Raw genomic sequence first — 12,584 nt, 5'->3', positions numbered from 1 at the left:
GCACTCCATTAAGCAGCTTGAGCGTGGGCACGTACCGCATCGGCCAGATGATGCGCTAAAGCCTCAACTTCTTGTTGCTGATCACCTTCCACCATGACACGAATCATAGGCTCTGTGCCCGATTTACGAATCAATAATCGACCACGCCCTTTCAATTGCTGTTCAGCCTTTTCGAACTCAGCGACCAAGGCTGGAATTGAATAGGGATCAATCATGTGCTGTAGGCGGACATTGACCAATATCTGAGGGAAGAGTACAAAACCATCAACCAATTCATGTAAAGCTTTACCCTGTTCAACCATCACAGTGAGCACTTGTAAAGCCGCAATAATTGCATCACCAGTAGTGCTCTTATCTAGGGTTAAGATATGCCCTGAAGGCTCAGCACCCGTTACCCAAGCATTTTCTTCCAGTGCTTGTAACACATAACGGTCACCCACATTGGCACGGACGAAGCCTACCCCTGCTTTTTGCAAAGCCAGTTCCAATGCCATATTGCTCATCACCGTCCCCACAACACCTTCTGGCTTATTTTGTGCCTGCGTTGCAAGGATATACAGGATATGGTCACCATCAATCAACTGACCATTTTTAGCCACCATCACCACACGATCCGCATCACCATCAAAGGCAATACCGAGGTCTGCATCATGCTCAAGCACAACCTTTCGTAACTGTTCTGGATGGGTTGAACCACAATTTTCATTAATATTTAAACCATCTGGTTCATTAAATAATGGAATAACTTTGGCACCTAACTCACGGAATACCGATGGTCCTACGCTATAGGCTGCACCATTGGCACAATCCACCACGATTTTTAAATTAGATAAGTCGAAATGGTAGGGGAAGGTCGATTTACAAAACTCAATATAACGGCCATTGGCATCTTTAACACGAACACTCTTCCCTAGGTGAGCCGTATCATCAATCACAATCTCTTTCTCAAGCTCTTGATTAATTTCGTCTTGTAAAGTATCTGGTAGTTTTTTGCCTTCACTAGAGAAAAATTTAATCCCATTATCAAAATAAGGGTTATGTGATGCTGAAATGACAATCCCTGCATGTGCATGTAACGCACGGGTTAAATGTGCAATCGCTGGGGTTGGCAAAGGGCCTAACAAATGTACATAGACGCCTGCTGCATTTAGGCCTGCCTGTAAAGCTGCTTCCAAAATATAGCCAGATAAACGCGTGTCTTTCCCTAGCACCACAATCGGTTTATTTTTAGGGCTATTTCTTTTTAATACTGTTCCTGCAGCAAAACCTAGTTTTAATGCGAATTCTGGCGTAATTGGCATTTGTCCAAATTTACCGCGAATTCCATCAGTACCAAAATAACTCATCTTTTACTCACTTTCTTATCTTTTATATGGTGTCTAACCATAATCTTTCCTCATCTTGTTCACTTTACACCAAAACGAAAAAACCGTCAGCGAACTGACGGTTTATCTGTCAACAAAATTACTAAAAGTTAACCAACACGGTAGTTTGGTGCTTCTTTGGTAATCGTAACGTCATGAACATGTGATTCCGACATTCCTGCTGAGGTAATTTTCACAAATTTTGCATTTTGACGAAGATCTTCAATCACAGATGAACCGGTATAACCCATTGATGAACGTAAGCCACCCATCATTTGATGGACGATATTGCCCATTGGTCCTTTGTATGGCACTCGGCCTTCGATGCCTTCTGGGACTAACTTTTCCGCACCCGCTTTAGCATCTTGGAAGTAACGGTCAGCAGAACCAGATACGCCTGCCATTGCACCCAATGAACCCATACCACGATAAGCTTTATAGTAACGACCTTGGAAGAACTCAACTTCACCTGGCGCTTCTTCAGTTCCTGCAAGCAGTGAACCGACCATAATCGTGCTCGCACCTGCACCAATCGCTTTCGCCATATCACCAGAAAAACGAATACCGCCATCTGCAATCAATGGGATTTGATCTTTCAGTGCATTGGCGACGCTATCAATCGCAGAGATCTGCGGCATACCGATACCTGCCACAATACGCGTGGTACAGATCGAACCTGGGCCAATCCCCACTTTAACCGCATCTGCACCTGCATCAAGCAATGCCAAAGCTGCATCACCTGTCGCAATGTTTCCACCAATCACTTGTACTTGCGGGAAGTTTTGTTTCACCCAGCGGACACGTTCGATCACACCAGCAGAGTGACCATGTGCAGTATCGACCACAATCGCATCAACACCTGCTTCCACCAAAGCTTCTACGCGGCTTGGTGTTTCAGCACCAGTACCCACTGCAGCACCAACACGTAAACGGCCCAAATCATCTTTGCAGCTGTTTGGGTAACTTTCAGCTTTACGGAAGTCAGTGACCGTAATTAAGCCTTTCAGCTCATGGTTTTCACCAACCACCAATACTTTTTCAATACGGTGTTTTTGCAATAATGCTTGGATATTTTCTTTCGACTCGCCTTCACGTACAGTCACGAGGCGATCCTGACCTGTCATGATATTACTTACAGGCTGCTCAAGATTCGTTTCAAAGCGTGTATCACGACCTGTCACGATTCCAACCACTTTGCCATCTTTTACAACTGGTACACCGCTAATATTATTCGCTTGGGTAATCGCAATTAGCTCACGAACTGTGGTTTCAGGGGTAACCGTAATTGGATCTTTCACCATACCCGCTTCGAATTTTTTCACACGACGGACTTCAGCGGCTTGTGCTGCGATATCCATGTTTTTGTGCAAAATACCAATACCACCATTTTGGGCCATCGCAATTGCCATGCGTGACTCAGTCACGGTATCCATTGCAGCAGAAACGAGAGGGATATTAAGTTGAATTCCGCGAGTTAAACGTGTCTTTAGGGAGACATCTTTTGGGAGAACAGTTGAGTAGGCAGGAAGTAATAAGACATCATCGAAGGTTAACGCTTCTTGAACGATGGTCAGCATAACAATCTCACTGGTAATTTCCGTGAGCTATTATAAACAAATTTCGATGTGATTTTCATTTTCTATGATGAAAATAATTTTAACTGCATGCTGATCTAGGTTCTACACCCTCACTTTTCGCTTCAAATCCTAAAAAACAACCTGCCTTTTGCGCATCATTATTTTTTATTTTCAATAGCCTAGTGCCCAAATATCGAAAGCATCGAGTGGAGCAGCGACTTGGCTGCCTCATGCCCCAATAAAACGTTACATTTCACTCATCACCACTTAACTCATCGCAGTAGGCAAACTAAAAACATATTCATTCATCAAGTCCACACCACATTCCAATGTTTCGATCCAATCTAAAAATTGATTGATCATGTCCTTCCCGACAAAAGCCGTACCATGCTGCGGTACAATCATCTCCACATCCATTTGTCGCACCATATTGACCCATAAACGAATCACCTTATTGGAACACATATAGCGCTGGTGGAAGCCTTTCATCTTTTTAATATGTGCTTCAAAATCAGTAATCGGCACACTGGCATCTTCGACGATCGAAGCCCCCATATCCCCCGAAAACAGAATTTTTGCGGTCGGATCATAAAACTGAAAGTTTCCTACCGAATGTAGGAAATGCGCAGGGACAGCCACAATACTGGATTCACCTAAAGCAATAATCTGTCCTGTATCTGACAATTCAATCAAGCGCTCTTCCCAATTGCCCTTCATGCGGTCACTCATAAAAGCTGAATTCAAATGGGGTAAAAAGCGCGCCCACAACTTGGATGCCACCACTTTGGCATCGGTATACACCAACCAGCGCGGCATTGAGGTAATGATGTCAGGATCTTGATGAGAGGCCATCACATAATCCAGATTTTTTAGTTTGGTGTAACGATTGAGTTCCATGGTTAAAGGCACATAGGTGAGATCACCACCTGGATCCAGAACAGCGGCACGCTCATGATCAATAATTAAAAATTGATTGGCCTGAATACCTTCCCCTTTCACCAAACTGGTAAAACTAATGCATTTATGTATACCATTATCAAATAATATTTGCGATGTTGTCCGTTCAAAACTCATAACTACCCCAGAAAAATTCTTTAAATATGAAATATTTTTAATTCCATAATAAAATAATGGGATTTAGTTGATGTTTCAATCAGATATTTGACTTTTATCCTAAATTGATAAGAAAAAACCCATCTCTTCTGGATGGGTCTTGATGGATTTGAGATTCAATCTGCTTAAAGGAAATAGTGTTGTACCAAAGCTGAAACACCAACGATCAAGAAAATTGCAGCCCCAATTTTATGAATCAATGAAATCGGTAATTTATCAGCTAATTTATCACCAATAAACACAGCAGGGGCATTGGCAAGCATCATACCGAACGTAGTGCCCAACATCACCCAAAACACACTGTCGAAACGTGCTGCTAAAGCGACGGTCGCAATCTGGGTTTTATCACCAATTTCAGCCAGGAAAAATAGAATAAAGGTGGCACCAAACACCCCAAATTTCTGCCATTTATTGATGTTTTCCGTTTCATCACCCAACTCATCTGGAATCAGCATCCAGATCGCCATCCCAATGAAACCAAGCGCCAAAATCCATAACAAAACTTCAGGACTGAGTACTGTAGTAATCCATTGCCCTAAAACAGCAGAAATACCATGGTTGATCGTGGTGGCCAGTAAGATAGCAATTAAAATCGGAATCGGTTTACGGAAACGTGCTGCAAGCAAGAGAGCAAGTAGTTGCGTTTTATCGCCCATTTCAGCGAGGGCAACAATTGAAGTCGAGATGAGAAATTCATACATGATTGAATGCTCTGGCTAGCAAAATATACCGATGACCTACCCCTCCTGCTAGCCAAAATCAAATAGATTGATGCAGAGTGGTAAATCAAAGGTCTTGCCAACAAAAGCACAGCTGAAAAGCTGTTCTTGGTTCTTTGCTATGATGACCATGTTCAGTTGAACAATTATGTTGATCATCACCTCTTTACTTTGCGTAAAGAGCGGCTACTCCCCAATGAAGTGAGTTCATTCTATCAAACAATAAAATCGTTTTGAATCTTTATGAGCAAAATTTTTGGTAACTCCAGAGCAACACGCGGGCGAGCCCCAAAAAGAAAGCCAAATAGGCACTTAAACCTAAAAAACCAAAACTGCCCCAGCCACTGGCACCTCCAATATGTTGCGCCTGATATTCCATCATCATCACGATGGTCGCCACAAAGACTTCTAAGCCCATAACAACATACATGACCCACTCCCAAGGGAAATGCAGAAAGCTCACCCATGCACCCATCAAGACAAAAACAATGAGCAATAGCGGCAACATCACCCGATAAATCACCAACATCCGTGCTCCTGCAATCAATGAAAATCTATTTTCCATCCAACATAACATAAATAAAGTCGTATATTTTCAGCCTAAAAATAGAAAACCCCGCGTATGCGAGGTTTTCTAGATTCAAATACGATTAGAGCAATAAGCTACGAATATCTTTTAATAACTTGGTTAGCTTATTGGTAAAACGCGCAGCATCCGCACCATTAATCACACGATGGTCATAAGACAAGGATAATGGCAACATCAGGCGTGGATCAAAGTCTTTGCCATTCCAAACCGGTTGCATGGTTGCAGGTGAAATACCTAAAATCGCGACTTGCGGCCAATTCACCAATGGCGTAAATGCGGTACCACCAATACTGCCTAAGCTGGTAATGGTAAAGTTGGCACCCTGTAAATCTTTCGGTGACAATTTACGATCACGCGCTTTCTGGCTGAGTTCCGCCAATTCAGCTGCAATTTGCTTAATTGATTTCTGGTCAGGATTACGCAGTACTGGAACCGTTAAACCATCTGGCGTTGCAACCGCAATCCCCATATGAATTTCGTTACGCAACAATACTGACTTCTGATCATCAGCCAAATGGCCAGCGAAATAAGGTTCTTCTTTCAACAAGTGCGCGACTGCTTTAGCGATAAAGGCCAAAATCGTTAAGCTAAGACCCTGCTTTTTAAAGCCATCTTTCAGTTCGCCACGCCATGCTTCGAGTTCGGTAATATCTGCTAAATCAAACTGTGTCACTTGTGGAATGAAATTGTTCAACAACAATTGCGGTACAGACACTTGCTGTAAACGCGTCATCGCTTTCACTTCACCGCCACCAAATGCATTAAAGTCTGGCAACTTCGGTAAGCCCGAAGCCACTGGCGCAGCTTGAGAGGTCGATGCAGGCTGTGGTGCAGTCAAACGCGTTTTCACATAGGCAAAAACATCGTCCTTCATCACGCGACCATGCTCACCAGAGGCTTTGACCTGTCCAAGAACTACACCTAACTCGCGTGCCAGTTTACGTACCGCTGGGCCAGCATAGACTTTGGCATTGTCTGCTTCTTGCTCTTTGGTCAGCTTCTCAGCTTGCGCTGGGGCACTCGGTGCTGCTGTCGGTACTACCTGTGGTTTTGCTGGTGCAGCAGGCGTCGCGGCTGGTTGAGCTTTTGGCACTGCTGCTGGTGCAGCAGCCTGACCACCACTCACCTCAATTGTTGCCAAAGCCATGCCTTGACGAACTTCTTGATTGGCAGAGACATGAATTGCTTTCACAATTCCTGCTACTGAGCTTGGCACTTCAACCGAAGCCTTATCTGACTCAACCACGCATAAGCTTTGTTGGGCTTCAACGCGATCACCAACATTCACCAGAATTTCTGAAACAAGTGCTTTTTCTACACCCAGGTCAGGTACTTCAATTTCAACATTACCTGTTGAGATATTCGTTGCAGCTGGTGCTTCTGTTGTTGCGACTGGCGCTTCTGTTTGAGCAGGTGCTGCTTGTGGTTCTGGTGCAGCAGCCGAACTCACAGTCTTGACCTGTATCAAGACCACGCCTTCCTTAATGCTGTCACCTTCTTTTATTTGGATCGCTTCCACAATCCCCGCAACCGAGCTTGGGACTTCTACCGTCGCTTTATCTGATTCAACCACAACAATACTTTGTTCAGGTTCAATCTGATCACCGACTTTGACCAACACTTCAGCAACTAACGCTTTTTCTACACCAATATCTGGAACTTTTACATCCACAATCTGGCTTGAAGTCGCTGCTGGAGCAGCAGCTGGTTGCGCTTTTGTTTCGGCTGCCACAGGTTTTGCTTCAGCTTTTGGCGCTTCCGCTTTCGGTGCTTCGTTGGCAGGTGATTCAGCAGCAGACTCAGACTCTAATTCAATCAATGCAACGCCTTCAGTGACTTCATCGCCCTGTTGAACCAGAATACTTTTCACGATACCGGCCGCAGTGCTTGGTACTTCTACCGTTGCCTTATCTGATTCTAAGACCAAAAGGCTATCATCAACCGCAACACGGTCGCCGACTTTGACCAAGATTTCTGCAACCAGTGCTTTATCTACGCCAATATCAGGTGCTTGGATTTGCATGATTATTTCCCCTCACCTGTTTGCGTTTCATTGTATTCAGCAACGGCCTGAACTTCTGGATGCGCTTGTGGCGCCCAAGCCACTGGACGGTCAGTATCTAACTCAAAGTTAGAAATTGCATCTTTCACTAAACGTGCATCAACTTCACCTTCGTCCGCTAGTTTTTTCAACGTCGCAACCACAATATGCGCAGCATCAACACCAAAGAAACTACGTAAGTTGGCACGTGTATCTGAACGACCGTAACCATCTGTACCTAATGCAACAAATGGACGACCATCTGGGAGATATGCACGGATCTGTTCACTATATGCACGCATATGGTCAGTCGCAGAAACGACAATACCTGCTGTACCACGCAACTGTTTAGATACCCAAGATTCTTTTACGTCTTCAGTCAGTGGGTGTAAGCGGTTGTATTCTTCACATGCCATACCATCACGTGACAACTCATTGAAGCTGGTGACACTCCAAACGTTTGAATGGATTTGGTATTCATCACGCAAGATTTTCGCAGCTTTAATCACTTCACGAAGAATGACACCTGAACCCAATAATTGCACAGAGGCTTTTTCGTCTTTTTCGAACAAGTACATACCACGTTTAATGCCTTCCTCAGCGCCTTCTGGCATTGCAGGATGCTCGTAGTTTTCATTCATTACGGTTAAGTAATAGAACACTCGCTCTTGGTTCACATACATTCGTTGTAAACCGTCGTGTACGATCACTGCCAATTCATAACCAAAACATGGATCATAAGATACACAGTTTGGAATGGTGTTCGCCAAGATATGTGAATGACCATCTTGGTGCTGTAAACCTTCACCGTTCAATGTGGTACGGCCAGCCGTTGCACCGAGCAAGAAACCTTGTGCCTGTGCATCACCCGCAGCCCATGCGATATCACCAATACGTTGGAAACCGAACATTGAGTAGTACATGTACATTGGAATCATCGGCAAGTTATTGGTTGAATAACTGGTTGCCAACGCAGCCCATGCACTCATTGCACCCGCTTCGTTAATTCCTTCTTGCAGCATGTGGCCGTCACTTGCTTCACGGTAATGCATTAACTGCTCTTGGTCTTCTGGGGTATATTTTTGACCATGAGCGGCATAAATACCGAGTTGACGGAACATCCCTTCTAAACCAAAGGTACGTGCTTCATCTGGAACGATCGGTACGACACGGTCTTTAATGGCTTTTTCTTTCAGTAAAGCAGCAATTAAACGAACCATCAGCATCGTGGTCGATTGTTCTTTACCACCAGAACCATTTAAAACAGCATCAAAGACTGATAATTCAGGAATCGCTAAAGTTTCACTCTCACGACGGCGTGCAGGTAGGTAACCCCCTAATGCTTCACGACGCGCCTTCATATACTTCATTTCTGGAGAGTTTTCACTTGGGCGGTAGAACGGGAGCTCTTCTAACTTATCATCTGTAAATGGCAGGTTAAAACGGTCACGTACATATTTCAAAGAGTCGATCTGCATTTTTTTGATTTGGTGAGTTTTGTTCACCGCTTCAATTTCTTCAGACAAACCATAACCTTTAACCGTTTTTGCAAGAATAACGGTGGGTTGACCTTTGGCTTTCATTGCTTCTGCATAGGCAGCAAAAACTTTGTACGGGTCATGACCACCACGGTTAAGATTATCAATGTCTTCATCGCTTAAATCTTTGACCAGTTCCGCAGCTTCAGGGTACTTGCCAAAGAATTTCTCACGAGTATATGCACCACCTTTTACTTGATAGCGCTGATACTCACCATCTACAGTTTCTTCCATGACTGCTTTTAAAGCACCAGAACTGTCTTGCGCAAGCAGTGGATCCCAATGACGACCCCACACCACTTTAATCACACGCCAGCCCGCACCACGGAATAACGATTCTAATTCTTGAATAATTTTACCGTTACCACGTACAGGACCATCGAGGCGCTGTAAGTTACAGTTCACCACCCAAATCAGGTTATCCAGCTTTTCACGGCCAGCCAATGAAATTGCACCTGTACTTTCTGGCTCATCCATCTCACCATCGCCCAGATAAGCCCAGACTTTACGATCTTCTTCTTTGATCAAGCCACGATTCATCAAATATTTTTGAATGTGTGCCTGATAGATCGACATGATTGGACCCAGACCCATGGATACGGTTGGGAATTGCCAATAGTCTGGCATTAAATAGGGATGTGGATAGCTTGGTAAACCATTACCGCCCACTTCACGGCGGAAATTACTTAACTGTTCTTCATTTAAACGCCCTTCAAGGAAAGAACGTGCATAGATACCCGGTGCACAGTGACCTTGGTAATAAATCATGTCGCCGCCGAAATTATCTGAGGCAGCGCGGAAGAAATGGTTAAAGCCCACATCGTACAAGGTCGCAGACGATGCGAAACTTGCAAGGTGACCACCGAGATCATCCCCAGTCTTGTTCGCACGTAATACCATCGCCAAAGCGTTCCAGCGAATCAAGGCACGGATACGGCGTTCCATATCCTGATCGCCAGGCATCGCCGGTTGTTCTGCAACTGAAATGGTATTGAGGTAAGGTGTATTTAAGCGCTGGATTGGCACATGTTTCGCAATTGCCCGTTGGTAAAGTTTTTCTAGTAAGAAAGCAGCGCGTTCCGTGCCCATGTGTTGTAATACAGAATCAAATGCTTCTTGCCATTCTTGGGTTTCTTGCGCGTCAGAGTCGCCATAAAACGCCATACAATTCACCTTTTCCCTTAAGTTATTTGTCGACCCTATTTTTATCATGTTTTGCTTTGCAAGGGGTATTGCCCTAGCTGAATGCAAAACGCCTTATTATTTTCTGACAAAATAGTCATTGACCGAAATGAAACAAAACACATAAAAAATCGCCAATAAAGGCGATTCTTTCTTCACATTGATATACAACTGTTAACAAATTACATTAAGGCAACATTGCTAAGTAAGTAGATGGATTTTTACGTTGACCATCTTTCACTACTTCAAAATGTAAATGCGGCCCGGTACAACGACCCGTACAACCGACATTGGCAATATGCTCACCTGCGCTGACGCGATCACCCGCGTTCACAATCAAACGAGATGCATGCGCATAACGAGTGATGTAACCATTGCCATGATCAATTTCAACATATTGACCATAACCTGTACCCCAACCTGATTTAGTCACCACACCAGGGCCAGTGGCATAAATTGGCGTGCCTGATGGCGCAGCGAGATCAACACCTGAATGATGACGCGTTGAACCGAGTAAGGTGCGATTTCCCCAAGAAGAACTCACACGTCCTTCTTGCAATGGATGACTGACCAACCAAGAGTAACCCGTATTGGCAGAGAATGAAGCTGCATTATCCTGAGATGAAATCGCTGAACGACCATATTTCTTTTCGATCGAGGCGTTATTCAATTCAATGGTTTTTTCACGTAATTTAATTGACACATTCGATACGGCTGGCAGATCCATATCAGCAGAATGAGTATAAGAACCTTGAGCTAAGGTTTTAGAGAGTTGCTCTAAACGGTCATCGCCTGTAGCCTGACCAATGTTCTGATAATCCGCGAAAGCAACCGAAGCAGCTGAAGCAGCCAATGAAAATGCGAGTAAAATACGACGCGTATGATGCATAAAAAACCTCTTGAAACCGTCCTTCAAACGTTCCTTTATCATCTCTTCCTTGATAACAGCTGAACCAAACGCTTAAGATGGACACATCACCTCCGAGGAAGTTCCATGTCTGAACCTAACAACGTTTTCCAACAGAAAGGACAACACATAAAAACTGGAAACTTAACGTTTCTGACGACGCAAGTCACACAATGGAAACAACTTACGAAAATTATTCAACCCTTACTGCCCCAACCAGAGCAATGGCAGGTTGTTTGTTATCAACATGGTGTTTTGATCATCACTGGTGAAAATCAAGCAATGATTAGTCAACTCAGCTATTTACAAAGCCACTATGTTGCGCAGTTAGCTCAGCTCGAAGGACTCAAGGAATTACGAAAAATCCAAGTTCGTTTAAGAAACAAGACAACTGCCTCTCGTGAACCCTCTCCCCCAACAAAAGCACTTACATCAGAGACCCAAGAGCTATTGCGCAGTGCCGCTGAATATGTGAGCGACCCTAAGCTTAGCCAAGCTTTGCTACGTTTGGCAAGCAATAAAAAGTAAACTGCATATATTAAGTGTTGGAATACACACTCTTTTTATGTGACAAAAATCTCATATTCAATTGTTATAATATAACATAGACAATAAAAGACAATGACTTATGTCACACTTACATAAGGAATTGGACAATCACTCTCGTTATTAAATGTTACAATTTCATAGCTGCTTGGATCGTTTTGAACATTGCGCAGTAACTGATTGTTTAATGCATGACCCGACTTATAGCCATCAAACTTGGCAATAATTTGATGCCCAAGCAAATATAAGTCACCGACTGCATCTAGAATTTTGTGACGAACAAACTCATCGGCAAAGCGCAAACCTTCCTCATTCACCACCCCGGTATCATCGACACCAATGGCGTTTTCCAAGCTTGCACCCAGCGCCAGATTATTGGCTTTTAGATAATCCAAATCTTTCATAAAACCAAAAGTTCTCGCCTCACTCACTTCATAGACAAAAGTTTCAGTCGAGAAATCAATCGTAGCGGACTGATATTCTTTGGCAAAGGCAGGATGGTCAAAGTCAATGGTGAAATTCAGTTGAAAACCCGAATGCGGAGAAAAAATGGCTTTTTTATCGTCAATTAAAGCCTCAACTGGCTTTAAAATACGAATGAACTTCTTTGGCGCATCTTGCTCCGCCAATTCACCCTGCATCAGCAAATAAATAAAAGGGCCTGCACTGCCATCCATAATCGGAACTTCAGAAGCGGAGACCTCTACAATCAGATTATCAATCCCCAAGCCTGCAATGGCACTCATCACATGTTCAATGGTACCGACTTTGATATCTTCACGAACCAGATTCGAGCACATAAAGGCTTCTTGAATGAGTAAAGCATTCGCAGGAATCTCTACAGGGGGATTTAAGTCGATACGGCGAAAGACAATACCTCCATCAATATGGTGTGGAACAAAATTAATCAGCACCTTTTGACCACTATGCAGACCAATCCCGCTCGCTTTCACCACACGCTTGAGAGTACGTTGTTTCAACATGCCATACCAACTTCATTTGCAAAAA

At 43.8% G+C, this 12,584-nt stretch carries 10 protein-coding genes and 1 riboswitch; of the genes, 1 reads left to right on the top strand and 9 read right to left on the bottom strand.

From position 1 onward, the window contains the following. Nucleotides 1-8 precede the first annotated feature (8 nt). The 8 genes from glmM to F907_RS15110 form a co-directional block, all read right to left on the bottom strand. Nucleotides 9-1,346 (bottom strand): phosphoglucosamine mutase, encoded by a 1,338-nt coding sequence (gene glmM / locus F907_RS15075; protein WP_016651337.1) that lies wholly within the window; start codon nt 1,344-1,346, stop codon nt 9-11. A 128-nt stretch (nt 1,347-1,474) separates the two neighbouring features. Next, nucleotides 1,475-2,941 (bottom strand): IMP dehydrogenase, encoded by a 1,467-nt coding sequence (gene guaB, locus F907_RS15080; RefSeq protein WP_016651336.1) that lies wholly within the window; start codon nt 2,939-2,941, stop codon nt 1,475-1,477. A 267-nt stretch (nt 2,942-3,208) separates the two neighbouring features. Continuing rightward, entirely contained in the window at nt 3,209-4,015 is an 807-nt protein-coding gene (locus F907_RS15085) for an oxygen-binding di-iron domain-containing protein (RefSeq protein ID WP_016651335.1), read from the bottom strand. Nucleotides 4,016-4,179: 164 nt separating this feature from the next. Beyond that, a complete protein-coding gene (locus F907_RS15090; protein WP_005238156.1) occupies nt 4,180-4,755 on the bottom strand; it encodes a TMEM165/GDT1 family protein in 576 nt (191 codons plus the stop codon). An 83-nt stretch (nt 4,756-4,838) separates the two neighbouring features. Continuing rightward, nucleotides 4,839-4,980, bottom strand: a riboswitch (yybP-ykoY riboswitch). Nucleotides 4,981-5,014: 34 nt separating this feature from the next. Beyond that, a complete protein-coding gene (locus tag F907_RS15095) occupies nt 5,015-5,302 on the bottom strand; it encodes a hypothetical protein (protein ID WP_005238154.1) in 288 nt (95 codons plus the stop codon). Between the two features lie 121 nt (nt 5,303-5,423). Then, nucleotides 5,424-7,385: a 2-oxo acid dehydrogenase subunit E2 gene (locus F907_RS15100; protein WP_016651334.1), complete on the bottom strand. Its 1,962-nt coding sequence runs from the start codon at nt 7,383-7,385 to the stop codon at nt 5,424-5,426. Nucleotides 7,386-7,387: 2 nt separating this feature from the next. Continuing rightward, nucleotides 7,388-10,105 carry a pyruvate dehydrogenase (acetyl-transferring), homodimeric type gene (aceE, locus tag F907_RS15105; RefSeq protein ID WP_016651333.1) on the bottom strand — a complete coding sequence of 906 codons (2,718 nt, stop codon included), beginning with the start codon at nt 10,103-10,105 and terminating at the stop codon, nt 7,388-7,390. A 205-nt stretch (nt 10,106-10,310) separates the two neighbouring features. Next, the gene (locus F907_RS15110; protein ID WP_016651332.1) at nt 10,311-11,012 is read right to left on the bottom strand and encodes a M23 family metallopeptidase; all 702 of its coding nucleotides are present in this window, start codon (nt 11,010-11,012) and stop codon (nt 10,311-10,313) included. 105 nt (nt 11,013-11,117) lie between these two features. Between F907_RS15110 and F907_RS15115 the strand changes: the two genes are divergently transcribed. Continuing rightward, a complete protein-coding gene (locus F907_RS15115) occupies nt 11,118-11,558 on the top strand; it encodes a hypothetical protein (RefSeq protein ID WP_005275544.1) in 441 nt (146 codons plus the stop codon). 98 nt (nt 11,559-11,656) lie between these two features. Here F907_RS15115 and lpxC read toward each other — a convergent pair whose 3' ends face one another. After that, entirely contained in the window at nt 11,657-12,559 is a 903-nt protein-coding gene (lpxC, locus tag F907_RS15120; protein ID WP_005275543.1) for a UDP-3-O-acyl-N-acetylglucosamine deacetylase, read from the bottom strand. Nucleotides 12,560-12,584: the final 25 nt, after the last annotated feature.

Origin of the sequence: Acinetobacter colistiniresistens (assembly GCF_000413935.1) — a bacterium.
In the GTDB taxonomy this organism is placed as follows: domain Bacteria; phylum Pseudomonadota; class Gammaproteobacteria; order Pseudomonadales; family Moraxellaceae; genus Acinetobacter; species Acinetobacter colistiniresistens.
Note: the sequence above shows the minus strand (reverse complement) of the source record. Positions and strands in the feature narration are given on the sequence as shown.

What these genes read in the sequence shown, in the direction of transcription:
- aceE (WP_016651333.1), bottom strand. Translation starts at nt 10,105, where the DNA reads ATGGCGTTTTATGGCGACTCTGACGCGCAAGAAACCCAAGAATGGCAA.
- glmM (WP_016651337.1), bottom strand. Translation starts at nt 1,346, where the DNA reads ATGAGTTATTTTGGTACTGATGGAATTCGCGGTAAATTTGGACAAATG.
- F907_RS15095 (WP_005238154.1), bottom strand. Translation starts at nt 5,302, where the DNA reads ATGTTGGTGATTTATCGGGTGATGTTGCCGCTATTGCTCATTGTTTTT.
- F907_RS15085 (WP_016651335.1), bottom strand. Translation starts at nt 4,015, where the DNA reads ATGAGTTTTGAACGGACAACATCGCAAATATTATTTGATAATGGTATA.
- guaB (WP_016651336.1), bottom strand. Translation starts at nt 2,941, where the DNA reads ATGCTGACCATCGTTCAAGAAGCGTTAACCTTCGATGATGTCTTATTA.
- F907_RS15110 (WP_016651332.1), bottom strand. Translation starts at nt 11,012, where the DNA reads ATGCATCATACGCGTCGTATTTTACTCGCATTTTCATTGGCTGCTTCA.
- F907_RS15090 (WP_005238156.1), bottom strand. Translation starts at nt 4,755, where the DNA reads ATGTATGAATTTCTCATCTCGACTTCAATTGTTGCCCTCGCTGAAATG.
- F907_RS15115 (WP_005275544.1), top strand. Translation starts at nt 11,118, where the DNA reads ATGTCTGAACCTAACAACGTTTTCCAACAGAAAGGACAACACATAAAA.
- F907_RS15100 (WP_016651334.1), bottom strand. Translation starts at nt 7,385, where the DNA reads ATGCAAATCCAAGCACCTGATATTGGCGTAGATAAAGCACTGGTTGCA.
- lpxC (WP_005275543.1), bottom strand. Translation starts at nt 12,559, where the DNA reads ATGTTGAAACAACGTACTCTCAAGCGTGTGGTGAAAGCGAGCGGGATT.